The sequence below is a fragment of the Luteimonas sp. TWI382 genome (assembly GCF_039674545.1).
In the GTDB taxonomy this organism is placed as follows: domain Bacteria; phylum Pseudomonadota; class Gammaproteobacteria; order Xanthomonadales; family Xanthomonadaceae; genus Luteimonas.
In genome coordinates, this window is the sequence record NZ_JBDJNS010000025.1 from 15,112 (window position 1) to 41,918 (window position 26,807).

General features: G+C 69.3%; 31 protein-coding genes. 29 read left to right on the plus strand and 2 right to left on the minus strand.

Features of this window, described 5'->3' with window-relative positions:
* Window positions 1-5 precede the first annotated feature (5 nt).
* The gene (locus ABE505_RS13855; protein ID WP_346441602.1) at window positions 6-698 is read left to right on the plus strand and encodes a hypothetical protein; all 693 of its coding nucleotides are present in this window, start codon (window positions 6-8) and stop codon (window positions 696-698) included.
* Between the two features lie 27 nt (window positions 699-725).
* On the opposite strand, the gene ABE505_RS13860 is transcribed toward ABE505_RS13855, so the two are convergent.
* Window positions 726-1,613, minus strand: coding sequence for a LysR substrate-binding domain-containing protein (locus ABE505_RS13860; protein WP_346441601.1), 888 nt, complete (start codon window positions 1,611-1,613; stop codon window positions 726-728).
* 169 nt (window positions 1,614-1,782) lie between these two features.
* Here ABE505_RS13860 and bla point away from each other — a divergent pair, with 169 nt between their 5' ends.
* The 10 genes from bla (at window position 1,783) to ABE505_RS13910 (ending at window position 10,484) form a co-directional block, all read left to right on the plus strand.
* Window positions 1,783-2,694, plus strand: a complete 912-nt coding sequence (bla, locus tag ABE505_RS13865; protein ID WP_346441600.1) for a class A beta-lactamase — start codon at window positions 1,783-1,785, stop codon at window positions 2,692-2,694.
* Window positions 2,695-2,831: 137 nt separating this feature from the next.
* Window positions 2,832-3,161, plus strand: coding sequence for a zinc ribbon domain-containing protein (locus ABE505_RS13870; protein ID WP_346441599.1), 330 nt, complete (start codon window positions 2,832-2,834; stop codon window positions 3,159-3,161).
* Between the two features lie 121 nt (window positions 3,162-3,282).
* Window positions 3,283-5,043, plus strand: coding sequence for an aspartate--tRNA ligase (aspS, locus tag ABE505_RS13875; protein WP_346441598.1), 1,761 nt, complete (start codon window positions 3,283-3,285; stop codon window positions 5,041-5,043).
* 127 nt (window positions 5,044-5,170) lie between these two features.
* On the plus strand, window positions 5,171-5,371 hold the full coding sequence (gene napE, locus ABE505_RS13880; protein ID WP_346441597.1) for a periplasmic nitrate reductase, NapE protein: 201 nt from the start codon (window positions 5,171-5,173) through the stop codon (window positions 5,369-5,371).
* A 12-nt stretch (window positions 5,372-5,383) separates the two neighbouring features.
* Window positions 5,384-5,905: a ferredoxin-type protein NapF gene (gene napF, locus ABE505_RS13885; protein WP_346441596.1), complete on the plus strand. Its 522-nt coding sequence runs from the start codon at window positions 5,384-5,386 to the stop codon at window positions 5,903-5,905.
* A complete protein-coding gene (locus tag ABE505_RS13890; RefSeq protein ID WP_346441595.1) occupies window positions 5,898-6,215 on the plus strand; it encodes a chaperone NapD in 318 nt (105 codons plus the stop codon). Before napF ends, ABE505_RS13890 begins: the two co-directional genes overlap by 8 nt.
* On the plus strand, window positions 6,212-8,710 hold the full coding sequence (gene napA, locus ABE505_RS13895) for a periplasmic nitrate reductase subunit alpha (RefSeq protein WP_346441594.1): 2,499 nt from the start codon (window positions 6,212-6,214) through the stop codon (window positions 8,708-8,710). Before ABE505_RS13890 ends, napA begins: the two co-directional genes overlap by 4 nt.
* A gap of 1 nt (window position 8,711) precedes the next feature.
* Entirely contained in the window at window positions 8,712-9,227 is a 516-nt protein-coding gene (locus tag ABE505_RS13900) for a nitrate reductase cytochrome c-type subunit (RefSeq protein ID WP_346441593.1), read from the plus strand.
* Window positions 9,224-9,862 carry a cytochrome c3 family protein gene (locus ABE505_RS13905; RefSeq protein ID WP_346441592.1) on the plus strand — a complete coding sequence of 213 codons (639 nt, stop codon included), beginning with the start codon at window positions 9,224-9,226 and terminating at the stop codon, window positions 9,860-9,862. The genes ABE505_RS13900 and ABE505_RS13905 overlap by 4 nt, the downstream gene beginning before the upstream one ends.
* Window positions 9,863-9,926: 64 nt before the next feature.
* On the plus strand, window positions 9,927-10,484 hold the full coding sequence (locus tag ABE505_RS13910; RefSeq protein ID WP_346441591.1) for a GNAT family N-acetyltransferase: 558 nt from the start codon (window positions 9,927-9,929) through the stop codon (window positions 10,482-10,484).
* Window positions 10,485-10,518: 34 nt separating this feature from the next.
* Here the strand turns inward: ABE505_RS13910 and ABE505_RS13915 are convergent, their stop codons facing one another.
* Window positions 10,519-10,944, minus strand: a complete 426-nt coding sequence (locus tag ABE505_RS13915) for an organic hydroperoxide resistance protein (RefSeq protein WP_346441590.1) — start codon at window positions 10,942-10,944, stop codon at window positions 10,519-10,521.
* A gap of 115 nt (window positions 10,945-11,059) precedes the next feature.
* Here ABE505_RS13915 and ABE505_RS13920 point away from each other — a divergent pair, with 115 nt between their 5' ends.
* The 18 genes from ABE505_RS13920 (at window position 11,060) to queE (ending at window position 26,759) form a co-directional block, all read left to right on the plus strand.
* Window positions 11,060-11,872, plus strand: coding sequence for an AraC family transcriptional regulator (locus tag ABE505_RS13920; RefSeq protein WP_346441589.1), 813 nt, complete (start codon window positions 11,060-11,062; stop codon window positions 11,870-11,872).
* Complete coding sequence (locus ABE505_RS13925; protein ID WP_346441588.1) at window positions 11,869-12,492, plus strand: alpha/beta hydrolase; 624 nt, start codon at window positions 11,869-11,871, stop codon at window positions 12,490-12,492. The genes ABE505_RS13920 and ABE505_RS13925 overlap by 4 nt, the downstream gene beginning before the upstream one ends.
* Window positions 12,493-12,523: 31 nt before the next feature.
* Window positions 12,524-13,255 carry a YebC/PmpR family DNA-binding transcriptional regulator gene (locus ABE505_RS13930; RefSeq protein WP_346441587.1) on the plus strand — a complete coding sequence of 244 codons (732 nt, stop codon included), beginning with the start codon at window positions 12,524-12,526 and terminating at the stop codon, window positions 13,253-13,255.
* Window positions 13,256-13,277: 22 nt separating this feature from the next.
* Window positions 13,278-13,799, plus strand: a complete 522-nt coding sequence (gene ruvC, locus ABE505_RS13935; RefSeq protein ID WP_183426630.1) for a crossover junction endodeoxyribonuclease RuvC — start codon at window positions 13,278-13,280, stop codon at window positions 13,797-13,799.
* Between the two features lie 67 nt (window positions 13,800-13,866).
* Window positions 13,867-14,457 (plus strand): Holliday junction branch migration protein RuvA, encoded by a 591-nt coding sequence (gene ruvA, locus ABE505_RS13940; RefSeq protein ID WP_346441586.1) that lies wholly within the window; start codon window positions 13,867-13,869, stop codon window positions 14,455-14,457.
* Between the two features lie 100 nt (window positions 14,458-14,557).
* Complete coding sequence (locus ABE505_RS13945; RefSeq protein WP_346441875.1) at window positions 14,558-16,420, plus strand: potassium transporter Kup; 1,863 nt, start codon at window positions 14,558-14,560, stop codon at window positions 16,418-16,420.
* Between the two features lie 103 nt (window positions 16,421-16,523).
* Window positions 16,524-17,813, plus strand: a complete 1,290-nt coding sequence (locus tag ABE505_RS13950) for a diguanylate cyclase (RefSeq protein ID WP_346441585.1) — start codon at window positions 16,524-16,526, stop codon at window positions 17,811-17,813.
* Window positions 17,814-18,030: 217 nt separating this feature from the next.
* A complete protein-coding gene (locus tag ABE505_RS13955) occupies window positions 18,031-19,014 on the plus strand; it encodes an LLM class flavin-dependent oxidoreductase (RefSeq protein WP_346441584.1) in 984 nt (327 codons plus the stop codon).
* A 41-nt stretch (window positions 19,015-19,055) separates the two neighbouring features.
* Window positions 19,056-20,093: a Holliday junction branch migration DNA helicase RuvB gene (ruvB, locus tag ABE505_RS13960; protein WP_346441583.1), complete on the plus strand. Its 1,038-nt coding sequence runs from the start codon at window positions 19,056-19,058 to the stop codon at window positions 20,091-20,093.
* Window positions 20,094-20,138: 45 nt separating this feature from the next.
* Complete coding sequence (gene ybgC, locus ABE505_RS13965) at window positions 20,139-20,588, plus strand: tol-pal system-associated acyl-CoA thioesterase (RefSeq protein ID WP_346441582.1); 450 nt, start codon at window positions 20,139-20,141, stop codon at window positions 20,586-20,588.
* A 6-nt stretch (window positions 20,589-20,594) separates the two neighbouring features.
* Complete coding sequence (gene tolQ, locus ABE505_RS13970) at window positions 20,595-21,392, plus strand: protein TolQ (protein WP_346441581.1); 798 nt, start codon at window positions 20,595-20,597, stop codon at window positions 21,390-21,392.
* Window positions 21,393-21,443: 51 nt separating this feature from the next.
* On the plus strand, window positions 21,444-21,881 hold the full coding sequence (gene tolR / locus ABE505_RS13975) for a protein TolR (RefSeq protein WP_241944079.1): 438 nt from the start codon (window positions 21,444-21,446) through the stop codon (window positions 21,879-21,881).
* Window positions 21,882-22,886: a cell envelope integrity protein TolA gene (tolA, locus tag ABE505_RS13980; protein ID WP_346441580.1), complete on the plus strand. Its 1,005-nt coding sequence runs from the start codon at window positions 21,882-21,884 to the stop codon at window positions 22,884-22,886.
* A 2-nt stretch (window positions 22,887-22,888) separates the two neighbouring features.
* Window positions 22,889-23,263: a cell envelope integrity protein TolA gene (locus ABE505_RS13985; RefSeq protein WP_346441579.1), complete on the plus strand. Its 375-nt coding sequence runs from the start codon at window positions 22,889-22,891 to the stop codon at window positions 23,261-23,263.
* 82 nt (window positions 23,264-23,345) lie between these two features.
* Window positions 23,346-24,668: a Tol-Pal system beta propeller repeat protein TolB gene (gene tolB, locus ABE505_RS13990; RefSeq protein ID WP_346441578.1), complete on the plus strand. Its 1,323-nt coding sequence runs from the start codon at window positions 23,346-23,348 to the stop codon at window positions 24,666-24,668.
* Window positions 24,669-24,734: 66 nt separating this feature from the next.
* The gene (gene pal, locus ABE505_RS13995; protein WP_346441577.1) at window positions 24,735-25,247 is read left to right on the plus strand and encodes a peptidoglycan-associated lipoprotein Pal; all 513 of its coding nucleotides are present in this window, start codon (window positions 24,735-24,737) and stop codon (window positions 25,245-25,247) included.
* Between the two features lie 8 nt (window positions 25,248-25,255).
* Entirely contained in the window at window positions 25,256-26,074 is an 819-nt protein-coding gene (gene ybgF / locus ABE505_RS14000; RefSeq protein WP_346441874.1) for a tol-pal system protein YbgF, read from the plus strand.
* 4 nt (window positions 26,075-26,078) lie between these two features.
* Window positions 26,079-26,759: a 7-carboxy-7-deazaguanine synthase QueE gene (gene queE, locus ABE505_RS14005; protein WP_346441576.1), complete on the plus strand. Its 681-nt coding sequence runs from the start codon at window positions 26,079-26,081 to the stop codon at window positions 26,757-26,759.
* Window positions 26,760-26,807: the final 48 nt, after the last annotated feature.

Consider the following 26,807-nt stretch of genomic DNA (forward strand, 5'->3'; position numbering starts at 1 on the left):
GCGCGATGAACCGACTCCTGATTCCGACCGCCCTGGCCGCCGCCCTCGTGCTCGGCGCCTGCGGCAACACCGAACCGGCCGCCGACACCCGTCCGCCGCCGGCCAATCCGACCGCCGACGCCGCCGCTGCGGCCGCCGCCGAAGCTGCCGCGCGCGAGCACGTGCCCGCCGACGCGTTCCTGGCGGCGATCGCGCGCCACTGCGGCGAGGCCTTCGCTGGCCGTATCGTCGCCAACGAGCCGGCGCCGGCCGCCGACGCCGCGCCCGATCCGTTCGAGGGCAAAGAGCTGGTGATGCATGTGCGCGGCTGCAGCGACAAGACGCACGAACTGCGGATTCCTTTCCATGTCGGCGACGACCATTCGCGCACCTGGATCCTGACCCGCACCGAGCACGGCCTGCGGCTCAAGCACGACCATCGCAAGCCCGATGGCAGCGAGGACCCGGTGACGATGTACGGCGGCGAGACCCAGAATGCCGGCACCGACCAGCGCCAGGAATTCCCGGTCGATGCCGAGTCGATCGCGCTGTTCGAGAAGGAAGGCCTGAACGACTCGGTCACCAACACCTGGGCGATGGAAATCCATCCCGGCGAGCGTTTCGTCTACGAACTCACCCGCCCAGGCGGGCGCAAGTTCCAGGTCGAGTTCGACCTGACCAAGACCGTCGCGGCCCCGCCGACGCCCTGGGGTTACTGACCGCCGGCACACCGCGATAGCGGCGGGTCAGGGCGCAGGCGCTGGCGCGAGCGCCCGCTGTGCCTGCAGCCAGGCGCGGAACTGGCGCAGCGGCGCCGGTTCCGGCCGTGAGCGCAGCTGGGTCAGCCAATAGCGGCCCAGCGCGATACCGGTGTCGAAGGGCTGGACCAGCCGGCCTTCGCGCAGTTCGCGTTCGAACATCGCCAGCGGTAGCAGCGCCACACCGGCGCCGGCCGCTGCGGCACTGGCGAGCGCCAGCGACGAATCGAAGACCGGCCCGCGCGCGTCCAGCGTGCCGGCGCCGGCCGCCTGCAGCCAGCGCGGCCACTCGTCGCCGCGGTAGGAGCGCAGCAGCGTCATGCGATCCAGGTCGCGCGGGCTCGCCAGCCGGCGTGCCAATGCAGGCGCGCAGACCGGCGCAAACAGTGTGTCGACGATCGGCGTGCAGGCCTGGCCCTGCCAGTCGCCGTCGCCAAAGCGCACCGCGGCATCCAGGCCTTCGCTGGCCAGGTCGATGCGGTTGTTGTGGGTCTGCAGGCGCAGTTCGAGTTCCGGATGCGCGGCCTCGAACGCCGGCAACCGCGGCAGCAGCCAACCGGTGGCGAAAGTGCCGACGACCCCCAGGCTCAGAACCTGGCGCTCGGCGGTGCCGCCGGCACGCTGGACCGCGGTGGCGATGCGGTCGAAGGCGTCGTTGAGGACCGGGTACAGCGCGCTCGCCTCGTCGGTCAGCGCGACGCCGCGCGGCAGGCGATGGAACAGGCGCACCCCCAGGCGATCTTCCAGGCTGCGGATCTGGTGGCTGAGAGCGGCCTGGCTGACGCACAGCTCGAGCGCGGCGCGGGTGAAGTTCTGATGGCGCGCTGCGGCCTCGAAAGCGCGCAACGCGTTGAGTGGCAGCGGCGGACGCGACATGGCGGCAGGGGTGAGCGGGATCGATCGATGATCGCATTCCGGGCGCTGATTGGGGCAAATCGCCATTCCGCCATCGATATGGCTCATGGCTGCCCCCGATTCTTCGCGCTGGTGGCCGCCGCCGCGCGGGCACGAGAATCGGCGCTCACCCAATCTCGGAGGTTGCCCGATGGCATCGCGACGCGCGCTGTTGAAACTTGCTGGCCTGTCCGCCCTGTCGCTGCCGATGGCCGCATTGCCGGCCCAGGCGCGCGCCGCGGGGGCGGGCACGAGACCCGACGCGATCGCCGCGGCGCCGGACCTGGCCGCGCTCGAAGCGGCCAGCGGTGGCCGGCTCGGCGTGGCGCTGCTGCGCGACGGCGCCTGGGATGTGCAGTTCGGGCACCGGGTCGACGAGCGCTTTCCGATGGCCAGCACCTTCAAGGCCCTGCTGGCCTCGGCGGTGCTCGCACGGGCCGATCGCGGCACGCTGTCGCTGGACCAGCGGCTCACGGTGCGTGAGGCCGACATGCTTGAGCATGCGCCGGTGACCGGCCGGCATGTCGGGCGCGACCTCACCGTGCGCGACCTGTGCCAGGCCACGATGATCTGGAGCGACAACCCGGCGGCGAACTTGCTGCTGCCGCTGGTCGATGGCCCGGTCGGGCTCACCGCATTCCTGCGCGCCGCCGGCGATGCGGTGACGGTCTGCGCCCGCAACGAGCCGCTCGCCAACGTGTTCGCGGTCGGCGATCCGCGCGACACCACCAGCCCGCAGGCGATGGCCGGCAATCTGCAGCGGTTCGTGCTCGGCGACGTGCTGTCACCGGCTTCGCGTCTGCAGTTGACCGACTGGCTGATCGGCAACCGCACGGGCGATGCACGCATCCGCGCCGCCGCCCCCGCAGGTTGGCGGGTCGGCGACAAGACCGGAGGCGCGAGCGGCATCAGCAACGACATCGGCGTGCTGTGGCCCGCCGATGGCGGGCGGCCGTGGCTGCTGGCCTGCTATCTGCAGGGCTCGGCGCTCGACGGCGCGGCCCGCGATGCCGTGGTCCGTCGCGCCAGCGAGTTGGCTCTTGCCTACGCGCGCGGTGCGTAGCGTCGCGCGCGAACGAGGTAACCGACAGGCGCGGCGTCGGGCAGCGGCGCGAACGCGCCACGGTCGCATGCGGCGGACTTGATCCGGTCGCCGGCGCCCCCATGTCCACGCCCAGTCAAGGTTGCCTTCTTTCCATCATGCCGATCTACGCATTCCGCTGCGCCGACTGCGGCCACAGCTTCGACCGCCTGCAGAAGCTCTCCGATCCCGATCCCGAGACCTGTCCGGCCTGCGGCGCTGCGGCCGTCAAGCGTCAGCTCACCGCGCCTGCGTTCCGCCTGGCGGGCAGCGGGTGGTACGAGACCGACTTCAAGAAGGACGGCGACAAGAAGCGCAACCTGGCCGAAGGCGGCGAGTCGGCCAAGCCCGCGGGCGAGGCCGCCGCGAGCCCGGCGCCGGCGGCCAAGTCGGAAGCGCCCAAGGTAGAGGCCAAGCCGGCCGCCAAGCCCGCCGCCGCGGCCGACTGAGGCCGCGCGGCCGGCGCCGCTGCGAACGCAGGCGCGCGCGCACTGCCGCGCACGCCTTACACTATCGGGTTCCGCCCGCCGGGCGGCCCGTATCCCGTGTCTTTCCGCGTTCGGAGTGTCCATGCGTACCCATTTCTGCGGCCTCGTCGACGAGGCGCTGATCGACCAGACCGTCACCCTGTGCGGCTGGGCCGATGTCGCCCGCAACCTCGGCGGCGTCTGCTTCATCGATCTGCGCGATCACGAGGGGATCGTCCAGGTCGTCGCCGAGCCGTCGGACGAGCCGGGCAACGCGGACGTGCTGGCCCGGGCCGAGCAGGTGGGTTACGAGGACTGCCTGCGCATCACTGGTGTCGTCCGCCGCCGGCACTCGGTCAATCCGAAGATCCGGACCGGCCAGGTCGAGATCGTCGCGCAGACCATCGAGGTGTTGAACAAGGCCGAGCCGCTGCCGTTCCATCATCACGAGAACCCCGGCGAAGACACGCGACTCAAGTACCGCTACCTGGATCTGCGTCATCCGCAGATGCAGCGCCGCATGCGCACGCGCACCAAGCTGGTCAGCGCGCTGCGCCATTGGCTCGACGCGCGCGGCTTCCAGGACATCGAGACCCCGATCCTGACCAAGGCGACGCCCGAAGGCGCACGCGACTTCCTGGTGCCCGCACGCATGCATCCGGGCGAGTTCTATGCGCTGCCGCAGTCGCCGCAGTTGTTCAAGCAGATCCTGATGATGTCCGGCTTCGACCGCTACTATCAGGTGGCGCGCTGCTTCCGCGACGAGGCGCTGCGCGCCGATCGCCAACTGGAGTTCACCCAGCTCGACATGGAGTTCGCGTGGGTGTCCGAGCGCGACGTGCAGGACACGGTCGAGGCGATGATCCGCGATGTGTTCCGTGAGGTCGCCGGCGTCGAGCTCGACGCACAGTTCCCGCGCCTGACCTGGGCCGAGGCCATGCGCCGCTACGGCTCCGACAAGCCGGACCTGCGCATCGCACTGGAACTGGTCGACGTCGCCGACCTGGTCAAGGACTGCGGCTTTGCGGTGTTCGCCGGCCCGGCCAACGAGGCCAACGGCCGTGTCTGCGCGCTGCGCATCCCCGGCGGCGCGTCGCTGAGCCGCAAGCAGATCGACGAGTACGCCGCGCATGCGGGCAAGTACGGCGCCAAGGGCCTGGCGTACATCAAGATCGCCGAGTCCGGCGAAATCAGCTCGCCGATCCAGAAGTTCTTCGATGAGGCCGCGTTCGCCGGGCTGGTGTCGCATGTCGGTGCCGGCAACGGCGATCTGGTGTTCTTCGGCGCGGGCAAGTACACGACCGTCAGCGACTTCATGGGCGCGGTCCGGCTCAAGGCCGGCAAGGACTTCGACCTGGTGGCCGAGGGCTGGAAGCCGCTGTGGGTGACCGATTTCCCGATGTTCGAATGGGACGACGAGGCGCAGCGCTACGTCGCCTTGCATCATCCCTTCACCGCGCCTGCGGTCGATGATGAGGCCGACCTGCGGACCAATGCGGCGACCGCGGTCTCGCGCGGCTACGACATGGTGCTCAACGGCAACGAGGTCGGTGGCGGTTCGATCCGTATCCATCGCGCGTCGATGCAGTCGGCGGTGTTCGACCTGCTCGGCATCGGCGCCGAAGAGGCGCAGGCCAAGTTCGGCTTCCTGCTCGATGCCTTGAAGTACGGCGCACCGCCGCACGGCGGCATCGCGTTCGGCATCGATCGCCTCGCGGCGCTGATGGCCGGGACCGAGTCGATCCGCGATGTCATTGCGTTCCCCAAGACCACCGGCGCGCAGTGTCTGATGACCGATGCGCCCTCGCCGATCGCCGACGCGCAATTGGCCGAGGTCCATATCCAGGTCCGCGCGCCACGCTGAAAGACTGCGTGCGGTGCATCGCTGTGCGACGCAGGTCGCGCAGTGGCCCGGTATTGACCCAGATCAAGACCTCTGTCGCCAAGGTTGGGTAACCTTCGGGCGCGACTTCTTCTTCGACAGGACTGCCATGACGCCCGAATCGCAGGAGGCTGCCCGCTTGGCCACACCCGCACAGCCGGCCGATCCGCGCCGGGCCAAGCGCAAGGAGTTGCTGCTGTTCCTGTTCATCACCGTGGTGATGTTCCCGATACTGTCGGTGCTGATCGTTGCCAGCTACGGGTTCTCCGTGTGGTTCTGGCAGATGTTCACCGGCCCGCCGACGTACTAGTTCGCCGTCGTCATGGTAGCCGCCGCCACCAGACCGCCCGATCCGCGCCGACGCGCGCTGCTGCGCGGTCGTCTGCACGACCCAGATCCCTTGCGCCCGCCGTGGGCATTGGACGAGCGCGCGTTCGTCGATGCCTGCACGGGCTGCGGTGCCTGCGTCGCGGCCTGTCCCGAGCGCGTGCTGGTGATCGGCGAGGGGCGCCTGCCGGTGTTCGATCCGGGCCTGGGCGAATGCACGTTCTGCACCGAGTGCGCCTCCGCCTGCCAGGCCCACGCGTTCCGCCCGGTCGCAGACGTGGCCTGGACGCTGCAGGCGCGCATCGCCGACACCTGCCTCGCGCTGCACGGGATCGTGTGTTCGAGCTGCCGCGACGCCTGCGGCGAATCGGCGATCCGTTTTCCGGTGGCCTCGCGTGTGCCCACGCCGGTCGTGGCCACGGACCGCTGCACTGGCTGCGGCGCCTGCGTCGCCGGTTGCCCATCGGCTGCGATCTCGCTGCGGCCCGTCACCCCTGAGGAAGCCGCCCATGTCTGATCCCCGCCACGAGTGGCATGTCGCCAGCCTGGTCGTCCGCCACCGTCCCCAGGCGCGTGCTGCGCTGGCGGCCGCGGTCGCGACCACCGACGGCCTCGAACTCGCGATGCAGGAAGACACCTGCAGCGTGCTGCTGCAGGAAAGCGACGGCACCGCGGGCCTCATGGCGAGCATCGACGTGCTGCAGTCGGTGGCCGGCGTGGTGGCCGTCAACCTCGTCTATCACCACGCCGAGCCGACGTCTGCGATCGATCGCGACTTCGCGCCGGCCGACCACCGTACACAAGACACGACAGGAGCAACGGCATGACCAGCCGCCGCGAGTTCATCCGCAATACCGCCATCGCCAGCGCCGCAGCCGCGGCAGGCATGCCGGTGCCCGCCCATCTGGCCGAGGCGATGACCGAGGGCGACGGCCAGCTCAAGTGGAGCAAGGCGCCGTGCCGCTACTGCGGCACCGGGTGCGGCATCAACGTCGCGGTGCGCGATGGCCGGGTCGTCGCCACCCACGGCGACGTCCATGCCGAGGTCAACCGCGGCCTGAACTGCGTCAAGGGCTACTTCCTGTCGAAGGTGCTCTACGGCGCCGATCGCCTGACCACGCCGATGCTGCGCAAGCGCAATGGCGTGTTCGCCAAGGACGGCGATTTCACCCCGGTGAGCTGGGACGAGGCCTTCGACGTCATGGCCGAGAAGTTCCGCGCCGTGCTCAAGGCCAAGGGCGGCGACGGCATCGGTATGTTCGGTTCGGGCCAGTGGACGGTGTGGGAGGGCTACGCGGCCAACAAACTGATGAAGGCCGGTTTCCGCAGCAACCACATCGATCCGAACGCGCGCCACTGCATGGCCTCGGCGGTGACCGGCTTCATGCGCACCTTCGGCATGGACGAGCCGATGGGGTGCTACGACGACATCGAGGCCGCCGACGCGTTCGTGCTGTGGGGCTCGAACATGGCCGAGATGCACCCGATCCTGTGGACGCGCGTCACCGACCGCCGGCTCACGCATCCGCACGTCAAGGTCGCCGTGCTGTCGACCTACGAGCATCGCAGTTTCGAGCTGGCCGACATTCCGATGGTGTTCAAGCCGCAGACCGACCTGGTCATCCTGAACTTCATCGCCAACCACATCATCAAGACCGGTCGGGTCAACCGCGACTTCGTCGACAGGCACACGACCTTCAAGCGCGGCAACGACGACATCGGCTACGGCCTGCGGCCCGAGCACCCGCTGGAGGTCGCGGCCAAGAACGCGCAGGACCCCAACGGCGGCACGCCGATCGACTTCCAGGCCTTCGCCGACTTCGTCGCGCCGTACACGCTCGAGCGCACGATCGAAATGACCGGCGTGGAGCGCGCGTGGCTCGAGCAACTGGCCGAGCTGTACGCCGATCCGAAGATCAAGGTCATGTCGTTCTGGACCATGGGCTTCAACCAGCACACGCGCGGCACCTGGGCCAACAACATGGTCTACAACATCCACCTGCTGACCGGGAAGATCGCCACGCCGGGCAACAGCCCGTTCTCGCTGACCGGCCAACCGTCGGCCTGCGGCACCGCGCGCGAGGTCGGCACCTTCAGCCACCGCCTGCCGGCCGACATGGTGGTCACCAACCCTGAGCATCGTCACCACGCCGAGGCGATCTGGAAGATTCCGCACGGGATCATCAAGGACAAGGTCGGCTACCACGCGGTCGAGCAGAACCGCGCACTGCGCGACGGCAAGCTCAATGCGTATTGGGTGCAGGTCAACAACAACATGCAGGCCGGCGCGAACATGCTCGAAGAGGGCTACCCTGGCTACCGCAATCCCGACAATTTCATCGTCGTCTCCGACGCCTACCCGACGGTGACCTGTCAGGCGGCCGACCTGATCCTGCCCACCGCGATGTGGGTGGAGAAGGAGGGCGCCTACGGCAACGCCGAACGCCGCACGCACTTCTGGCATCAGTTGGTGCAAGCGCCGGGCGAAGCACGCTCGGACCTGTGGCAGCTGATGGAGTTCTCCAAACGCTTCACCACCGACGAGTGCTGGCCCGAGGAGATCCTGGCAGCGAACCCGCAGTTCCGCGGCAAGACGCTGTTCGACGTGCTCTACCGCAACGGCAAAGTGGACGCCTTCGGGGTCGAGGAGATCGAAGCGGGCTACGCCAATGCCGAGGCCGATGCGTTCGGCTTCTACGTGCAGAAGGGCCTGTTCGAGGAGTACGCCGAGTTCGGTCGCGGCCACGCGCACGACCTGGCGCCGTTCGACATGTATCACCGTGAGCGCGGCCTGCGCTGGCCGGTGGTCGACGGCAAGGAGACGCGCTGGCGCTACCGCGAGGGCGCTGATCCGTACGTCAAGCCGGGCACGGGCTTCCAGTTCTACGGCAACAAGGACGGCCGTGCGGTGATCTGGGCGCTGCCCTACGAGCCGCCGGCCGAGTCGCCCGACGACGAGTACGACCTGTGGTTGGTGACCGGGCGCGTGCTCGAGCACTGGCACTCGGGTTCGATGACCATGCGCATTCCCGAGCTGTACCGCGCTTTCCCGTCGGCAGTGGTGTTCATGCATCCCGACGACGCCCGCGCGCGCGGTCTCAAGCGCGGCGACGAAGTCTCGGTGTCGTCGCGGCGCGGTGCGATGCGCACGCGCGTGGAGACCCGCGGCCGCAACCGGATGCCGCGCGGGGTGATCTTCGTGCCGTGGTTCGATGCCGCCCAGCTGATCAACAAGGTCACGCTCGATGCGACCGATCCGATCTCCAAGCAGACCGATTTCAAGAAATGCGCGGCCAAGGTCGCCGCGGTGGGAGTGGCCTGACATGCGCAAGATCCTCGCCATCGTGTTGATGCTCGTGCTGGCCGCGTGCGGCGATCGCGCACCCAAGCCCGAGATCGTGCCGCCGGCGCCCGAGGTCGGCGCGCGCGGCAATCCGGTCCAGGACATCGATCCGTTGCGACGCAACGTGCCGATTACCGCTGAGATCACGCCGCTGCCGATGGCGCGGGTCGAGAACTTCGATCGTCGCCGCGGCCGCGCCTACCCGATGCAGCCGCCGACCGTGCCCCACAGCATCGAGGGCTACCAGGTCGACAAGAACGCCAACCGTTGCATGCTGTGCCACGCGCGCAGCAATGCCGCGCAGTTCCAGGCGCCGGAGATCAGCGTGACCCACTACATGGATCGCGACGACCAGTTCCTGGCGCAGGTGTCCTCGCGGCGCTACTTCTGCCTGCAGTGCCACGTCGTGCAGACCGACGCGCTGCCGCTGGTCGCCAACGGCTTCCGTGATATCGACAGCGTGCTGCGGTCCGAGCGCGAGGAGACCTTGCAATGAAGGCGTTCGGGCGGCTCCAGGCCACGGTCCGGTCGTTCTGGAAGACGCTGCGCTCGCCGGCAGTCCACCTGAGCCTGGGCTTTTTGACGCTGGGTGGGTTCATCGCCGGGGTGATCTTCTGGGGCGGCTTCAATACCGCGCTGGAGGTCACCAACACCGAAGCGTTCTGCACCGGCTGCCACGAGATGCGCGACAACGTCTTCGAGGAGCTCAAGACCACCATCCACTACAACAACCGCTCGGGCGTGCGGGCGACCTGTCCCGATTGTCACGTGCCGCACAACTGGACCCACAAGATCGGACGCAAGATGCAGGCCTCCAAGGAGGTCTGGGGCAAGATCTTCGGCACGATCAATACGCGCGAGAAGTTCCTGGACATGCGCCTGACGCTGGCCGAGCACGAGTGGGCGCGGCTGAAGGCCAACGATTCGCTCGAGTGCCGCAACTGTCATGACTACGACTCGATGGACCTCACCCGCCAGGCGAGCCGGGCGGCGCAGATCCATCGCACGTACCTTGCGACCGGGCAGGCGACCTGCATCGACTGCCACAAGGGCATCGCGCACCGGTTGCCCGACATGACCGGCGTGCAGCAGGGCGTGCGGGCGGTGCCGGCGGCCCACACCGCGCACTGAAGGCGCGCAACATCGCGCCGGCCACCGCTGGAGGCCGGCGCGGCGTTGCTGCGACAATGGCGCGATGACTGTCGAACCCACCGCCGAACCGCCGCTGCCGCCGGGCTTCGTACTGCGCCGCGGTGTCGAAGCCGATGCGGCGCGGCTGTCCGCCCTCGCTGCGCGGACGTTCACCGAGACCTTCGGGCATCTGTATCCGCGCCATGATTTGCAGGCCTTCCTCGACGAGGCCTACGCCGTCGAGCGCCAGCGCATCGTGCTGACCCATCCCGACTACGCAGTCTGGCTGCTCGAGCGCAACGGCGAGGCCGTCGGTCATGCCGCCGCCGGCCCCTGCGGCCTGCCGCACGCCGAGGTCGCACCGGGCGATGGCGAGCTCAAGCGGCTGTATCTCGTCCGTGGCCTGCAGGGGGCCGCGCTCGGCACCCGCATGATGCAGGTCGCGATGGACTGGCTGCTGCGCGAGGGCCCGCGCACGCTGTGGGTCGGCGTGTGGTCGGAGAACCTCGGCGCGCAGCGCTTCTATGGCCGCTATGGTTTCGGCAAGGTCGGCGAGTACCTGTTTCCGGTCGGCGCGACGCAGGATCTGGAGTTCATCCTGCGTCGGCCCGTGCAGCGCTGAGCCAGGCGCCTGGGATGGCGCCCGGCTGCTGCCCTCAGGCCACGACCAGGGTCACATCGATGTTGCCGCGGGTCGCGTTCGAGTAGGGGCAGACCGCATGCGCGGCCTCGACCAGCGGCTGCAACTGCTCGCGCGGCACGCCGGGGGCGCGGATCGTCAACGTGGCCTGGATGCCGAAGCCAGCCGGAATCGGGCCGATGCCGACTTCACCGGTGATCGTGGTATCGGCAGGCAGCGTGACCTTCTGCTTGCCGGCGACCAGCTTGAGTGCGCCCAGGAAGCAGGCGGCATAGCCGGCGGCGAACAGTTGTTCGGGATTGGTGCCCGGGCCGCCGGCGCCGCCCAGTTCGCGCGGCGTGGACAGGGCGATGTCGAGGGCGCCGTCGTTGGAGGCGGCGCGGCCTTCGCGTCCACCGGTGGCGGTGGCAGTCGCGGTGTAAAGCACGGTGTCGAGGGACATGCGAAAGGTCTCCGGGTGGCAGCCGGCGGAATGCCGCTGCGGTATCGACACTGTGCGCGGTTCGCTGATACGTTTGGGCATGCCAAGTCCAGGAAACTTGGCCTGGAGTCCTGCAATGGTGGATCGGCTGGCCGTGCTGCTGGATCGGTTCCGGATCACCGCCGATGTCGACGCCGGCCCTGGCGAGGTTGGCAGCCACGACGACGGCGCGCTGTGGCTCGTGGCGGCCGGTGCGTTGCGCTTGGCTGCGCAGTCGCAGCCGATGGCCGGCCCCGGCCTCCTGCTCGTCCCCCAGCGCATCCTGGCCGACGAGGTCATCACCGAACCCGGAGCGCGCGTGCTCGCCGCGCGGCTGCGCTTGGAGGGCGGCGCCGACAATCCGCTGGTGCGGGCCTTGCCCGCCGTGCTGTGGCTGCCCGCCGACGCGGTGCCGGGCTCGGCCGGGCTGTTCGCGCTGGTGTTCGAGGAGGCCTTCGACGGCCGCTGCGGGCGCACGGTGCTGCTCGATCGGCTGATCGAGGCGCTGCTGGTCCAGGTGCTGCGCCAGCAGTTGGAATCGGGCGGCCTGCGCGGCGGACTGCTGGCGGGCATGGCGCACCCGCGGCTACGGCGCGCACTGGTCGCGCTGCACCAGGCGCCGGCGCGCGGCTGGACGCTGGCATCGATGGCACAGGCTGCGGGGATGTCGCGCAGTGCCTTCGCGCAGAGCTTCCGAGAGGCGCTCGGGCAGACCCCGGGCCAGTACCTGCAGGATTGGCGGATCGCGCTTGCGCAGCGGGCGCTGCGGCGCGGCCGGCCGCTGAAGGTGATCGCCGACGAAGTCGGCTACGGCAGCGAGGCGGCGCTGTCGCGGGCGTTCAAGGCCCGCAGCGGGCTGTCGCCGCGGGCCTGGCGGCAGGCGACGGGTCTGCTGGACATGGCCGCATGAGCAACGGGCCTCAACGTGTCGTGCTGCTGCACGGCATCTGGATGGTCGGTCTGACGATGCGGCGCTTTGCACGCCGCCTGGCGGCGGCGGGGTTCGCGCCGGAGATCTTCGGTTACCCCAGCGTCACCGGTGGGCCGCAGGCCGCGGTCGATGGCCTGCTCGCGCAGGTGCGTCGCGGCGGGCCAGCGCATCTGGTCGGGCACAGCCTCGGCGGCCTGGTGGCGCTGCAGGCGCTGGCGCAGGCGCCGGACCTGCCGGTCGGGCGCGTGGTCTGCTTGGGCTCGCCGGTGTGCGGCAGCGGCGCCGCTGCCGCGCTGTCGCGGTGGCCGATCTCGCGGCTGTACTTCGGCCGCAGCGCCGACATCCTGCTCACCGGCTGCGCCCGGTGGCCGCCGCAGGTCGCGGTCGGGATGGTCGCCGGCCGGGTCCCGCGCGGGCTGGGGGCGTTGTTCGCGCGCTTCGATGGCCCACACGACGGCACCGTGGCGGTGGCCGAGACGCGCGCGCCGGGGTTGACCGACCACGTGGTCGTCCACGCCAGCCACAGCGGCCTGCTGTTCTCCTCCCCGGCGGTGTCCCAGACCGCTGCGTTCCTGCGCGTAGGCCGCTTCGCGCGCTAAAATCGCGCCTTCGACGCTGAAAAGAACGACCATGGGACGAGGACCTTCGATCGAGGCCCGCAAGAATGCGACCGACGCCAAGCGCGGCAAGATCTTCACCAAGATCATCCGCGAGATCGGCGTCGCCGCACGTGCCGGCGGCGGCGATCCGGCCAACAATCCGCGCCTGCGCGTCGCCATCGACAAGGGCATGGCGCAGAACATGTCCAAGGACGTGGTCGAGCGCGCGATCAAGAAGGCGACCGGCGAACTGGAAGGGGTCGAGTACGAGGAGATCCGCTACGAGGGGTACGCGCCGGGCGGCGTGGCGGTCATCGTCGACGCCTTGACCGACAACAAGGTCCGCACCGTGGCCGACGTGCGTCATGCCTTCGGCAAGTGCGGCGGCAACCTCGGTACCGATGGCTCGGTGGCCTTCATGTTCAAGCGCCTGGGCGTGCTCAGCTACGACGCCGGCGCCGACGAGGAACGGATCACCGAGGTCGCGATCGAGGCCGGCGCGGACGATGTGGTCGTCTATCCCGAGGACGGCGCGATCGACGTGATCACCGCGCCCGAGGATTTCGCTGCGGTGCGCGAGGCGATGGCCGCCGCCGGCCTCGCCCCCGAGCACGCCGAGCTGACGTTCCGCGCCGACAACGACGTCGCGGTCGATGCCGAGACCGCGCAGCAGGTCCGCAAGCTGCTCGACCTGCTCGAGGACCTCGACGACGTCCAGGACGTGTACTCGAACGTGGATCAAGCGTCGCTGGACGGCGCCTGACGGCGCCGGTGATCCGTCGCCGATGACCCGCATTCTTGGCATCGATCCCGGCTCGCAGCGCACGGGGGTGGGCATCATCGACGTCGATGCGGCCGGCCGCGTCACGCATGTGCATCACGCGCCGCTGTCGCTGCTGTCGGCCGGCGATTTCCCGGCACGGCTGCGCCGCCTGCTGGTCGGGCTGGGCGAACTGGTCGAGCTCCACCGGCCCGACGAGGTGGCGATCGAACGGGTGTTCATGTCGCGCAATCCCGACTCGGCGCTCAAGCTCGGTCAGGCGCGCGGGGCGGCGATCGGCGCGGTGGTGCTGCGCGACCTGCCGGTCCACGAGTATGCGGCCAGCGAGATCAAGCTCGCGGTCGTCGGTCGTGGCAGCGCCGAGAAGGGCCAGGTCCAGCACATGGTCGGCCTGATGCTCGGGCTGACCGGCAAGTTGCAGGCCGACGCTGCCGATGCGCTGGCGGTGGCGATCACCCATGCCCACGTCCGTGCGACGGCCGGCCGACTGGGGCTCGACGCGCGTCAGGCCTGGAGCAGGAAATGAGCGACATCGCGGCCTTGTCCGCCCCCCTCCCCATGTTTCATGACCGGCCCGCGGCCGGAGGCGCTCCATGATCGGAAGACTGCGCGGCAAACTCGTGCACAAGGCTCCCCCCTGGCTGGTCGTCGATGTGGGCGGGGTGGGATATGAGTTGGAAGCCCCGATGAGCACGTTCTACGACCTGCCCGAGGTCGGGCGCGAGGTCGCGCTGTTCACGCACTACGCGCACAAGGAGGACACCGTCTCGCTGTACGGCTTCCTGCACGAGTCCGAGCGCCGGCTGTTCCGCGATGTGCAGAAGGTCAGCGGGATCGGCGCCAAGATCGCGCTCGCTGTGCTGTCGGGAGTCAGCGTCGATGCGTTCGCGCAACTGGTCCAGGCCGGCGACGTCACGGCGCTGACCCGGATTCCGGGGATCGGCAAGAAGACCGCCGAGCGGATCGTGGTCGAACTGCGCGATCGGGTCGCCGACCTGGGCGGCGCGGGTGGGGCGGTGGCCGGGCGTACCGGGCCTGCCGATCCGTTATCGGAGGCGACCGTCGCCCTGCAGCAATTGGGGTACAAACCGGCCGAGGCGGCGAAGATGGCGAAGGCCGCGGCGCGTGATGGCGATGCGGCCGAAATCATCATCCGCAAAGCGCTACAGTCCGCGCTTCGCTGACCCACCGCCCGTCAGGGGCCCCCACGTCATGACCCAGTCCACGCGCCAGGCGGCGCCCGATCCGCGCAGTCCGCCCGGCCACCCGCAGACCCATGGCCAGATCGGCCTGGCGGGGCTGGTCGCCGGGGCGATCGGCGTCGTGTTCGGCGACATCGGCACCAGTCCGCTGTACACCCTGCGCGAGGCGTTCTCGTCGCATTACGGTTTGGTGGCCGATCACGACACCGTGCTCGGCGTGCTGTCGATGATCTTCTGGTCGCTGACGATCGTGGTGACCTACAAGTACGTCACCATCATTCTGCGCGCCGACAACGACGGCGAGGGCGGCATCATGGCGCTGATGGCGCTGGCCCAGCGCTGCCTGGCCAAGGGCGGGAAGTCTGCGTATCTGGTCGGCATTCTCGGCGTCTTCGGCGCGTCGCTGTTCTTCAGCGACGGCGTCATCACACCGGCGATTTCGGTGCTGTCGGCGGTCGAAGGCCTGGAGGTCGTGGCGCCGGGCCTGCATGCGTGGATCATTCCGATCACCGTGCTCGTGCTCGGCATCCTGTTTGCGACCCAGCGGTTCGGCACCACGAAGGTGGGGCGGGTGTTCGGCCCGATCATGGTGCTGTGGTTCGCCTCGCTCGCGATGCTGGGCGTGCTCAACATCCTGCACGCGCCCGAGGTGCTGCATGCGCTCAATCCGTGGTGGGCGGGGCGGTTCTTTGTCGAGCACAGTTGGGGCGGGGTGTTCATTCTCGGTGCGGTGGTGCTTGCGGTGACCGGCGGCGAGGCGATCTATACCGATATGGGCCACTTCGGTGCGCGCCCGATCCGCTATGCCTGGTACTTCTTCGTGCTGCCGGCGCTGATGCTCAATTACCTGGGGCAGGGCGCGCTGGTGCTCGAGGACCCGGCAGCGATCCGCAACCCGTTCTACGTCGGCGTGCCCGAGTGGGCACGCTGGCCGATGATCGTGCTGGCCACCGCGGCGACGGTGATCGCGTCGCAGGCGGTGATCACCGGCGGCTTCTCGGTCGCTCGGCAGGCGATGCAGTTGGGCTACATCCCGCGCATGCATGTGCGCCACACCTCCAGCGACACTATCGGCCAGATCTACATCCCCGGGGTGAACTGGGCGATGGCGGTGGTGGTGATCGCGCTGGTGCTCACGTTCCAGACCTCCTCGGCGCTGGCGGCGGCCTACGGCATCTCGGTCTCGCTGACGATGCTCATCGATACGTTGCTGCTGATCGTGGTCGCGCGGGCACTGTGGCCGCGCTGGCGGCGCTGGGTGCTGCCCTCGTGCGCGGTGTTCATCCTGATCGATGTCGCCTTCGTCATCGCCAACGGTGCCAAGGTGCTGCAGGGCGCCTGGTTTCCGCTGGTGCTGGGCATCACGCTGTTCACGCTGCTCAGGACCTGGCGGCGCGGCCGTCAGCTGCTGCGCGACGAGATCCAGAAGGAGGGCATTCGCCTGGATACCTTCCTGCCGGGCCTGATGCTCGCCCCGCCGGTCCGGGTGCCGGGCACCGCGGTGTTCCTGACCGCCGACCGCGGCGTCGTGCCGCAGGCGCTGATGCACAACCTCAAGCACAACAAGGTGCTGCACGAGCGCAACGTGTTCCTGACCGTCGAAACGCTCGCCGTGCCGTATGCGGCGCCTGCGCGCCGATTGCGGATCGATCCGGTCGGCGACGATTTCCATCGCATCACCCTGCGCTTCGGCTTCATGGAGACGCCGGACGTGCCGATGGCGCTGATGCGCTGTGGGGACGTGGAGGACGGCATCGTGATCGACCCGATGGACACCACCTACTTCACCAGCCGCGAGACCGTGGTGGCGACGCCGCGGCGGGGCATGCCGGTCTGGCGCGACAAGCTGTTCGCGCTGATGCATCGCAACGCGGCGCCGGCCACGGGCTTCTTCCGCATCCCCGGCAACCGCCTCGTCGAGCTCGGATCGCAGGTGCATATCTAGCCGGACAGCACGCACCCGCCGGGCGGGTGCGACGCAGTGTCGCGTTCAAGCGCGCCCGCCGTCGGCCGATAACGTCGGCGAGTACCGTCGGACGCCGAACCGCATGCACGCGCTCCTGCCCAGGATCCCGACCTCGCCCCTGCCGCAGCGCGTGCTGCTGGTGGAGAACTCGCGTGCCTACACCCAGGCCGTCGCCGGCACCATCGAGAGCCGGCTCGAACTGCCGGTGACCGTGGCCGGATCGCTGGCCGAGGCCGAGCGGGCGCTCGACGCCCACAACGACTGGTTCCTGGTGTTGACCGGGTTGGTGCTGGCCGACGGCGATCGCGACTCGGTGGTCGATTTCTTCCTGGCCCGTGGCCTGGCCACGGTCGTCGTCAGCGGTGTCTACGACCGCGAACTGCGCGACCGGTTGCTGCGCCGGCAGGTGATCGACTTCGTGCTCAAGAGCACGCCCGGCAGTCTGGATTACATCGTCTGGCTGGTGCAGCGGCTCGAGCGCAATCGGCGGATCTCGGCACTGGTGGTCGACGATTCGGCCTCGGCGCGCGAGCGCACCGCCTGGTTGCTGGAGATGTTCGGCTATCGGGTGGTGCAGGCCGCCGAGGGCGATGCCGCGCTGCGTGCGCTCGAAGCCGACCCGACGATCCGCCTGGCCTTGATCGACGAGGAGATGCCGGGCATGCAGGGCGTGGAAGTGACGCGGCGCCTGCGCGCGCTGCGCGCCCGCGATCGGGTCGCGGTGATCGGCGTGTCGGGCTGCGAGGATGCCGACCTGGTCGCCCGTTTCCTCAAGAACGGCGCCAACGATTTCCTGCGCAAGCCCTATTCGCGCGAGGAGTTCTTCTGCCGTGTCTCGCAGAACGTCGATCAGCTCGAGCTCATCGGCAGCCTGCAGGACTTGGCGACGCGCGATTTCCTGACCGGCCTGCCCAACCGGCGCTGCTTTCTCGAGCGCACCGAGCAGCAGCTGCCCGCCCTGCAGGACGGCGGGACATCGGTGGCGATGGCGATCCTCGATGTCGACCACTTCAAGCACATCAACGACAGCTGGGGGCACGAGACCGGCGACCATGCGCTGCGAGCGCTGGCGAACGCCCTGTCGGCGCATGCTCGCCCGCAGGACCTGATCGCGCGCTTTGGCGGCGAGGAGTTCTGCCTGCTGGTGCCCGGGCTCGATACCGAGGCGCTGGCCGCGTACTTCGAGCGCCTGCGCGGCTGCGTCGAGAACCTGCGGGTGCCGGTGCGCGGCGGCGATCTGCGGATGACCGTCAGCATCGGCGTGTGCGCCGCGTCCGTCGGCGATGACCTGCACCGGCTGCTGGCCGAAGCCGATCGCCGGCTTTACCTGGCCAAGGCCGGCGGCCGCAACCGCGTGGTGATGGACGGCTGACCGCTCGGAGCACGAAGTAAGCGCGAGGCGTATCCGACCGCCACGGCGTCGATCGACGCGTCCATCGGCGCCCGAGAAGACCTGCGATGCGGCTCGGACGAAAGCGCGGCGTCCAGCACGCCGTTACGGCAACCGCAAGGCAGCGTTCCACCCGCCGGCCATGGAGTTCGACGGCTCGGGCCCCATGTCCCTGAGCATGCCCCCTCCAGGCCCCCCGATGATTCCGTACTCTGTCCTCGACCTCGCGCCCGTCACCGAAGGCTCGACGCCCGCCGACTCGTTCGCCCGCTCGCTCGACCTCGCCCGCCACGCCGAGGCCCTGGGCTACCGCCGCTACTGGCTGGCCGAGCATCACAACATGCCCGGCATCGCGAGCGCCGCGACGGCCGTGCTGATCGGCCACATCGCCGGCGGCACCTCGACGATCCGGGTCGGCGCCGGCGGCGTGATGCTGCCCAACCACGCGCCGCTGCAGGTCGCCGAGCAGTTCGGCACGCTCGCATCGCTGTATCCCGGACGTATCGACCTCGGCTTGGGCCGCGCCCCCGGCACCGACCAGGCGACCACCCAGGCCCTGCGCCGCTACTACGCGGGCGCGGACGCCTTCCCGTCCGACGTCATGGAACTGCTGCGCTACTTTGAGCCGGCCAGGCCGGGTCAGCCCGTGCAGGCCGTCCCCGGTGCCGGACTGGATGTGCCGGTCTGGATCCTCGGCTCGAGCCTGTTCGGCGCGCAGCTGGCCGCCTCGCTGGGCCTGCCCTATGCATTCGCCTCGCACTTCGCACCGGCCGCGATGACCGAGGCGCTTGCGCTCTATCACCGGGACTTCCGCCCATCCCAGCGGCTGCAGCAGCCGCATGCGATGCTCGCACTCAACGTCGTCGCGGCCGACACCCGCGCCGAGGCGCAGCGGCTGTTCACCACCCAGCAACAGAGTTTCGTGCGCCTGCGCCGCGGGATGCCGGGGTTGATCCCGCCGCCGATCGACGACATCGACGCGATCTGGAATCCGGCGGAGAAGGCCATGGTCGCCCAGGCCCTGGCGTGCTCGGTGGTCGGCGACCCGACCGATGTGCGCGAGGGTATCGCCGACTTCGTTGCCCGGCACCGCCCGGACGAGCTGATGCTCACCGCCAACATCTTCGATCACGACGCCCGCCGTCACAGCTTCGCACTGGCCGCCGAGGCCATGCGCCGCTGACCCCGGTTCTGGTTCGGGGGGTGGCGTGCGATCATGCCGGGATGACCCAGGACCGCATCATCGCCGCCGACGCCACCCACGAGGACGACGCCGTCGAGGCGAGCATCCGGCCGCAGCGGCTGGACGACTACCTCGGCCAGCAGCCGGTCCGCGAGCAGTTGTCGATCTACATCGAGGCCGCCCGGCAGCGCCGCGAGGCGCTGGACCACGTGCTGGTGTTCGGGCCGCCTGGCCTGGGCAAGACCACGCTCAGTCATGTGATCGCCAACGAACTGGGCGTGGCGCTGCGCGTGACTTCGGGCCCGGTGATCGAGAAGGCCGGCGACCTGGCTGCGCTGCTGACCAACCTGCAGCCGCACGATGTGCTCTTCATCGACGAGATCCATCGCCTGTCGCCGGTCGTGGAGGAAGTCCTGTACCCGGCGATGGAGGACTTCCAGCTCGACATCATGATCGGCGAGGGCCCGGCCGCGCGCTCGATCAAGATCGACCTGCCGCCGTTCACGCTGATTGGCGCGACGACCCGCGCCGGTCTGCTGACCGCACCGTTGCGCGATCGCTTCGGCATCGTCCAGCGCCTCGAGTTCTACAGCACCGAGGAGCTGACCCGCATCGTCCGGCGCTCGGCACAGATCCTGGGGATGGCGTGCGAACCGGAAGGTGCGGCGGAGATCGCGCGGCGCGCGCGCGGCACCCCGCGCATCGCCAACCGTCTGCTGCGGCGGGTGCGCGACTATGCCCAGGTCCGCGCCGGCGGCCGCATCGACCACGCCGTCGCGCACGCCGCGATGCAGATGCTCAAGGTCGACCCGGAGGGGTTCGACGAGCTCGACCGGCGCCTGCTGCAGCTGATCATCGAGAACTTCGATGGCGGCCCGGTCGGCGTCGAGTCGATGGCCGCCGCGCTCAGCGAAGAACGCGGCACGCTCGAGGACGTGATCGAACCGTATCTGATCCAGCAGGGCTTTCTGGTGCGCACCGCGCGCGGTCGCATGGCCACGCGCAAGGCCTACCTGCACCTGGGGCTGCGCCCGAAGGCGCCCGAACTGGGAAATGGAGACTCAGGGGCATTGTTCTGATGGCCCCACGATCCGCTCGACACCACCGACCGTGAGCCACACCCCATGACTTCCCGATCTCCCACCTCCGGTGCCGGTTCACCGGTATTCAGTTGGCCGACACGCGTCTACTGGGAAGATACCGACGCTGGCGGGGTCGTCTATCACGCGCAGTACGTCGCCTTCATGGAGCGCGCACGCAGCGAGTGGTTACGTGCCCACGGTCATGGTCAGACCTCGTTGCAGGATGACCACGGCACGATGTTCGCGGTGCGCGCGATGCGGATCGATTTCCGCAGTCCTGCGCGCCTGGACGATGCGCTGGAGGTCGAAGTGGTGCTGCGTCAGTGTCGACGCGCGAGCGCGGTGTTCGTCCAGCGGATCTGTCGCGAGGGCGTGCTGCTGGTCGATGCCGAGGTACGCGTGGCCGCGCTGTCGGCGGCGGATTTCCGTCCGCGTGCGTTGCCCGAAGCGCTGTATACCCAACTCAAGTCACTCGAAACGTCAGCGGAGTAATCCTGGATGAGCCCAATGCCCGTGCTGTTGCAGTCCGCCGCCCAGGTGCAGGCCCTGCCCGAGGAGGCCACCGCCGGCGCCACCGAGCTGGCGAACACCGGTGCGGCCGCTGCCGCGACTGCGCCGCTGCCCAACGATCTGAGCATCCTCGACCTGATCCTGCACGCCTCGATACCGGTGCAGTTGGTGATGCTGCTGCTGTTACTGGCGTCGATCTCCTCGTGGGTCATCATCTTCCGCAAGAAGCGCATGCTCGACCGCGCAGAAAAAGAGGCCGACCGCTTCGAGGAGCGTTTCTGGTCGGGCGCCGAGATCGGCAAGCTCTACAGTTCGGCGACCGAGCGCAGCCGTGAGATCGAGGGGCTGGAGGCGATCTTCGAGGCCGGCTACCGCGAGTACTCCCGCCAGCGCCAGCGTCGCGGCATCGACAGCCGCACCCAGCTCGAGGGCGCGCAGCGCGGCATGCGTGTGGCCGGTGCCCGCGAGCTCGACGGCCTGGAACGCAATCTCGAGTTCCTCGCCAACGTCGGCTCGATCGCGCCGTACGTCGGTCTGCTGGGCACGGTGTGGGGGATCATGATCTCGTTCCACGGCCTGGCCAGCGTCAAGGAGGCCACCATCGCCACCGTCGCGCCGGGCATCTCCGAGGCGCTGATCGCGACCGCGATGGGCCTGTTCGCGGCGATCCCGGCGGTGTGGGCCTACAACCGCTTCGCGACCAAGGTCGAGCGCATCGCCACGCGCTATGAGGCCTTCTCCGACGAGTTCTCCTCGATCCTCGAACGTCAGACCGGCGCCGACTGACCCCAGCCGCGCCGGGCGGTCGCTGGACCGTCCACGAACCCGGACCCCGCCATGTCGTCGATCTCCCTTCGCCGTGCCAAGCGGCGCAAGCTCAAGAACGAAATCAACGTCGTGCCCTACATCGACGTGATGCTGGTGCTGCTGATCATCTTCATGGTCACCACGCCGCTGATGAACCTGGGCACCGACATCAACCTGCCCGATTCGCGCGCCAAGTCGCTCGGTACGCCGAAGGACCCAGTGGTCGTCAGCGTCTATCCCGACGGCCAGCTGGCGCTGATGGTCGAGCAGCAGAACACCTCGGTCACGCGCGAGGACCTGGTCGCACGCTTGCGCGGTATCCACACGCAGAACCCGGAGGCCACGATCCTGGTCAACGGCGATGGCGCCGCCAGCTACCAGCGCATCATGAATGCCATCGACCTCATCAACGAGGCCGGCATCTCCAAGGTCAGTCTGATCAGCCGCCCGCAGGAGGGCGCAAACTGAATGCGTGAATCGCGCACCGACGACGCGATCGCAGTCGGGCTGGCGATCCTGGTCCACGTGCTGCTGTTCGGGCTGATCCTGCTCGGCGCACTGTGGAGCGCGTCGTCGCGCCCGACCTCAGCCGCCGGTTCTCCGGTTTCGGCGGACGTCATCGACCCCAATGCGTTGAGCGCGGCCGACCGACGCGCGCTTGCCAGCCGCCCCGAGCCGGTCGCCGAGCCCGTGCCCGAACCTGCACCGGAGCCGGTGCCAGCGCCCACGCCCGAGCCCGTCGTCGAGCCCCTGCCCGAGCCGGAACCCGAGCCGGTTGCCGCGCCGCCGCAGCCGCTGCCCGAGCCGCGTCCCGAGGATGCGGTCGAGCGTCGCCAGCCGACGCCCCAGGAGGTCGTGCCCAAGCCCGACACCGTCTCCCAGGATGCCGTGCGTCGTGAGGCGCAGGCTGCCGAGGCGCGCGAGCGGGAGCAGGAGGAAAAGCGCCGGCAGGCGCAGATCGAGCTGGCCGAGCAGCAGAAGCAGCAGGAGGCCGAGGAGAAACGCCGGCTTGCCCGCCAGGAACTGGAGAAGCTGCGCGCCGAACGCGAGAAGGCCCAGCGCGAAGCGCGCCTGGCCGAGCAGCGGCTCAAGCAGATCGCCGACCGCGAGGCGCGCCAGGCGGCCGAGCGCGCCGCGGCGTCCGCCGCGGCGTCGGCGGCGAGTCCGCCGCCCGGCCGTCCCGACGGCGACAGCGGCCTGGCCGCCAAGTACGCGGCGGCGATCCAGGAAGCGGTGCGCCGCAACTGGCGTCGGCCCGACAACGTGCAGTTGGGTCAACGCTGCCGCCTGTACATCACCCAGTTGCCGGGCGGCGAGGTGATCAACGTTGAATTCGACCCGTCGTGCCCGTACGACGCCCAGGGCCGGCGTTCGGTCGAGGCCGCGGTGCGCGCCGCCGAGCCGCTGCCTTACGCCGGCTTCGAATCGGTCTTCAACCGCAGGCTCAACTTCAACTTCACCGCGCAGGATTGACGATGCCAGGTCCGGTCTCGACTGCCAGGGCGGCGTTCGCAGTGAGCGTGCTGGCGGTGTGCGGCCTGACCACACCCGTGGCTGGCCGCGCCGACGACGGGCTCGAGGCCCGGTATCGGATGGCCTTGCATCAGGCCGTGCAGAGCCAGTGGCGCAAACCCGACATCGTCGGGGACGTGCGGTGCCGGGTGCTGGTCCGGCAGTTGCCTGGCGGCGATGTCGTGTCGGTCGAGCCGGTGCGCGAGTGCGGGTTCGACGCCAAGGCCCGGCAATCCCTGCTTGAGGCGGTGTACCGGGCCTCCCCGCTGCCGTATTCGGGCTTCGAGCGGGTGTTCGAGCGTCAACTCGTCATCACCTTCACCAGCGGCGCGCCATGATTGCGCCCGGATTCATCCTGTTGCGCCGCGCAGCGGCCAAGCTGCGCGGGTCTCTTTTCCCATTCTCATGTCCGGTAGGCCGATGAAACCCATCCTGATCCGTTGTCTGATCGCCCTGTTCGCGCTCGCACTGCCGATGATGGCCAGCGCGCAACAGCAGGGGCTGGAGATCGATATCACCGGCGGCAGCGCGCAGGCGATGCCGATCGCGGTCGTCCCGATGCCCTACCAGGGCAGCGGCACTGCACCCGATACCGACGTGGCCGCGGTGATCCGCGCCGACCTCGACCGCTCCGGTCAGTTCCGCACGCTGCCCGACCGCGACATCGTCGAGCGCCCGACCCGTGGCAGCGAGGTCCAGTACCCGACGTGGCGCGCGCTGCGCCAGGACTTCCTGGTCGTGGGCCGGGTCGTCGACGCCGGCGGCGGTGGCTACCGCGTCGAGTACGAGCTGTTCGACGTCGCCAAGCAGGAGCGCATGCTCGGCCTGGCGATGACCGCACGCGCCAATGCGATGCGCGACGTCGCCCACCAGATGGCCGACGCGATCTACGAGAAGATCACCGGCGTGCGCGGTGCGTTCTGGACCCGGATCGCCTACGTGACCCAGACTGGGCTGGGGCAGAACGCCCGTTATGCGCTGGTCGTCGCCGATTCCGACGGCCACAACCCGCAGACTGTGGTGCGCTCCAACGAGCCGCTGCTCTCGCCGGCATGGAGCCCGGACGGCCGCCGCATCGCCTACGTGAGCTTCGAACGTGGCAACTCGGCGATCTACATCCAGGACATCTCCACCGGCGGCCGCGAACTGGTCTCCAGCTTCCGTGGCATCAACGGCGCCCCGGCGTTCTCCCCCGACGGCCGTCGCTTGGCGCTGTCGCTCTCGCGCAGCGGCAATCCCGAGATCTACGTCATGGACCTGGGCAGCAAGGCGCTGACCCAGGTGACCAATCACTTCGCGATCGACACCTCGCCGGTCTGGGCGCCCGATGGCGCCAGCCTGTACTTCATCTCCGACCGGGGCGGGCGGCCGCAGGTCTACCAAGCGCCGGCGAGCGGCGGCAACGCCACCCGGGTGACGTTCGAGGGCAGCTACAACGCCGACCCGTCGGTCTCCTTCGATGGCAAGAAAATCGTCGTGGCGCAAGGGTCGGGCAACGTGTACCGTATTGCACTGCTGGATCGCAGCCTGGGGTCGCCCCGCTGGTCCACGCTGTCGCCCGGATCGCTCGACGAATCGCCGAGTTTCGCTCCGAACGCCGGCATGGTCCTGTACGCGGCGCGCGAGGGACGTAGGGGTGTGCTGTATGCGGTCTCTTCGGATGGCCGGGTACGCCAGCGCCTCGTCCTCGCCGATGGTGATGTGCGCGAACCGGCATGGGGTCCGTTCCGGGAACAGCGCTGACGCTGCCTGCACGTCCTTCACAACAATACTCACTGCCCTGATTCGACATAACCAAGGATCGACGAGATGAAGACGACCACCCGTGTGATGCTGGCAGCGCTGCTCTGCACCGCCGCCGTCGCGTGTTCCAAGAAGGTGAAGGAAGAAGCGCCGGTCGCGACCGGTCCGTCCACCGGCACGGTCGCGCCGACCCCGTCGACCGCGGGTGCCTACACGCCGGCCGACCTGGACAGCGACGCCTGCCTGCGCCAGCGCGTGGTGTACTTCGATCTGGATCAGGACTCGCTGCGTCCGGAGTTCCAGGCCATCGTCAGCTGCCACGCCAAGTACTTGCGCGACCGCAGCTCGGCGCGCATCTCGCTTGAAGGCCACGCCGACGAGCGCGGTAGCCGCGAGTACAACCAGGGCCTGGGCGAGCGCCGTGGCAATGGTGTGTCCTCGGCACTGCAGGCCAACGGTGGCTCGGCTGCCCAGCTGGCCGTCGTGAGCTACGGCGAAGAGCGTCCGGTGTGCACCGAGTCGAACGAGGATTGCTGGGCCCGCAATCGTCGCGTCGAGATCATCTACACCGCCCGCTGATGCGCTCGATGCGTCACTGGCTGGTGCTCCCAGTTGCGTTCGCGGCGACCCTCGTGGTCGCCGCGCCCGCGTCCGCGCAGCGCGCGAGCCTGGCCGACCGCGTTGCCGCGCTGGAAGCCCGCTCGGGAGACACCAGCGCGAACATGGACCTGCTCAACCAGGTCAACCAGCTGCGGCAGGAACTGGTCGCCCTGCGCTCGCAGGTCGAGGAGCTGCAGCAGCAGAACGAACAGCTCAAGAACAGCAACCGCAGCCAGTACCTGGACATCGACGGCCGGCTCAACCGGCTCGAAGGCGCCGGAGGCGGTGCCGGCGGTGCCGGTGGCATGGAACTGCCCGAACTCGGGCGTGGGGCCGTCGGTGCCGCGCCGACCCCATCCCAGGACGGCGCCGGCACGCAGCCGTCGGACGCGCCGCCGGCGACGGCGCAGGCACCGGCCGATGAGCGTGGTGCCTACGAGCAGGCGTTCGCCGCGCTGCGCAATGGCGACTACGCCGAATCGGCGACGTTGTTCCAGGCCTTCCTGGCCCAGCACCCGCAGGGCAGCTACGCGCCCAATGCGCTGTACTGGCTGGGCGAGAGCTACTACGTGACCCAGAACTACGCCTTGGCCGAGGAACAGTTCCGCGCGCTGCTGCAGCGCTATCCGACCAGCGACAAGGCGCCCGGCGCCCTGCTCAAGGTCGGTCTGTCGCAGTACGGCCTGAAGAACCTCGAAGCGGCCGAAGCGACGTTGGCCGAGGTCGGCAAGCAGTATCCGGGCAGCGATGCCGCCCGCACGGCAGCCGACCGGCTGCGCGCGATCCAGCTCTCGCGCTTGCGCTGATCCCATGACCGCCGTCGCGCCCGATGCGGTCGCCGCATCCGCGGCCGACCGGCTCAAGCTCACCGAGATCTTCCTGTCGCTGCAGGGCGAGGCCCGCGACGCAGGCTGGCCCACGGTGTTCGTGCGCCTGACCGGCTGCCCGCTGCGCTGCGGCTATTGCGACACCGCCTACGCCTTCCACGGTGGTCAGTGGTGGACGATCGACGCGATCCTCGACGAGGTCGCCCGCCAGGGCGTGCGCCATGTCTGCGTGACCGGCGGCGAGCCGCTGGCGCAGAAGCGTTGCATCGGCCTGCTCAAGCGCCTGTGCGATGCCGGCTACCAGGTCTCGCTCGAAACTTCGGGCGCGCTCGATGTGTCCGACGTCGACCCGCGCGTAAGCCGCGTTGTCGACATCAAGACGCCGGGCTCCGGCGAGGCCCACCGCAACCTGTGGGACAACCTGGCGTTGCTGACCGCGCACGACCAGATCAAGTGCGTGATCTGCTCGCGCACCGACTACGAATGGGCCCGCGATCTCGTCCTCGAACGCGGCCTGCACCAGCGCTGCGATGTGCTGTTTTCCCCAAGCAAGGGCGAAATCTCCGCGCGCGACCTCGCCGACTGGATCGTGGCCGATCGCCTGCCGGTCAAGTTCCAGATGCAGTTGCACAAGCTGCTGTGGAACGACGAGCCGGGGCGATGATCGCGCGATACGCGACGCGGTTCCACGGCCGGCGGTGACGCGCGGGCG

Coding starts and splice junctions, on each gene's coding strand:
- ABE505_RS13855 (WP_346441602.1), top strand. CDS start 6: ATGAACCGACTCCTGATTCCGACCGCCCTGGCCGCCGCCCTCGTGCTC.
- ABE505_RS13860 (WP_346441601.1), bottom strand. CDS start 1,613: ATGTCGCGTCCGCCGCTGCCACTCAACGCGTTGCGCGCTTTCGAGGCC.
- bla (WP_346441600.1), top strand. CDS start 1,783: ATGGCATCGCGACGCGCGCTGTTGAAACTTGCTGGCCTGTCCGCCCTG.
- ABE505_RS13870 (WP_346441599.1), top strand. CDS start 2,832: ATGCCGATCTACGCATTCCGCTGCGCCGACTGCGGCCACAGCTTCGAC.
- aspS (WP_346441598.1), top strand. CDS start 3,283: ATGCGTACCCATTTCTGCGGCCTCGTCGACGAGGCGCTGATCGACCAG.
- napE (WP_346441597.1), top strand. CDS start 5,171: ATGACGCCCGAATCGCAGGAGGCTGCCCGCTTGGCCACACCCGCACAG.
- napF (WP_346441596.1), top strand. CDS start 5,384: ATGGTAGCCGCCGCCACCAGACCGCCCGATCCGCGCCGACGCGCGCTG.
- ABE505_RS13890 (WP_346441595.1), top strand. CDS start 5,898: ATGTCTGATCCCCGCCACGAGTGGCATGTCGCCAGCCTGGTCGTCCGC.
- napA (WP_346441594.1), top strand. CDS start 6,212: ATGACCAGCCGCCGCGAGTTCATCCGCAATACCGCCATCGCCAGCGCC.
- ABE505_RS13900 (WP_346441593.1), top strand. CDS start 8,712: ATGCGCAAGATCCTCGCCATCGTGTTGATGCTCGTGCTGGCCGCGTGC.
- ABE505_RS13905 (WP_346441592.1), top strand. CDS start 9,224: ATGAAGGCGTTCGGGCGGCTCCAGGCCACGGTCCGGTCGTTCTGGAAG.
- ABE505_RS13910 (WP_346441591.1), top strand. CDS start 9,927: ATGACTGTCGAACCCACCGCCGAACCGCCGCTGCCGCCGGGCTTCGTA.
- ABE505_RS13915 (WP_346441590.1), bottom strand. CDS start 10,944: ATGTCCCTCGACACCGTGCTTTACACCGCGACTGCCACCGCCACCGGT.
- ABE505_RS13920 (WP_346441589.1), top strand. CDS start 11,060: ATGGTGGATCGGCTGGCCGTGCTGCTGGATCGGTTCCGGATCACCGCC.
- ABE505_RS13925 (WP_346441588.1), top strand. CDS start 11,869: ATGAGCAACGGGCCTCAACGTGTCGTGCTGCTGCACGGCATCTGGATG.
- ABE505_RS13930 (WP_346441587.1), top strand. CDS start 12,524: ATGGGACGAGGACCTTCGATCGAGGCCCGCAAGAATGCGACCGACGCC.
- ruvC (WP_183426630.1), top strand. CDS start 13,278: ATGACCCGCATTCTTGGCATCGATCCCGGCTCGCAGCGCACGGGGGTG.
- ruvA (WP_346441586.1), top strand. CDS start 13,867: ATGATCGGAAGACTGCGCGGCAAACTCGTGCACAAGGCTCCCCCCTGG.
- ABE505_RS13950 (WP_346441585.1), top strand. CDS start 16,524: ATGCACGCGCTCCTGCCCAGGATCCCGACCTCGCCCCTGCCGCAGCGC.
- ABE505_RS13955 (WP_346441584.1), top strand. CDS start 18,031: ATGATTCCGTACTCTGTCCTCGACCTCGCGCCCGTCACCGAAGGCTCG.
- ruvB (WP_346441583.1), top strand. CDS start 19,056: ATGACCCAGGACCGCATCATCGCCGCCGACGCCACCCACGAGGACGAC.
- ybgC (WP_346441582.1), top strand. CDS start 20,139: ATGACTTCCCGATCTCCCACCTCCGGTGCCGGTTCACCGGTATTCAGT.
- tolQ (WP_346441581.1), top strand. CDS start 20,595: ATGAGCCCAATGCCCGTGCTGTTGCAGTCCGCCGCCCAGGTGCAGGCC.
- tolR (WP_241944079.1), top strand. CDS start 21,444: ATGTCGTCGATCTCCCTTCGCCGTGCCAAGCGGCGCAAGCTCAAGAAC.
- tolA (WP_346441580.1), top strand. CDS start 21,882: ATGCGTGAATCGCGCACCGACGACGCGATCGCAGTCGGGCTGGCGATC.
- ABE505_RS13985 (WP_346441579.1), top strand. CDS start 22,889: ATGCCAGGTCCGGTCTCGACTGCCAGGGCGGCGTTCGCAGTGAGCGTG.
- tolB (WP_346441578.1), top strand. CDS start 23,346: ATGAAACCCATCCTGATCCGTTGTCTGATCGCCCTGTTCGCGCTCGCA.
- pal (WP_346441577.1), top strand. CDS start 24,735: ATGAAGACGACCACCCGTGTGATGCTGGCAGCGCTGCTCTGCACCGCC.
- ybgF (WP_346441874.1), top strand. CDS start 25,256: ATGCGTCACTGGCTGGTGCTCCCAGTTGCGTTCGCGGCGACCCTCGTG.
- queE (WP_346441576.1), top strand. CDS start 26,079: ATGACCGCCGTCGCGCCCGATGCGGTCGCCGCATCCGCGGCCGACCGG.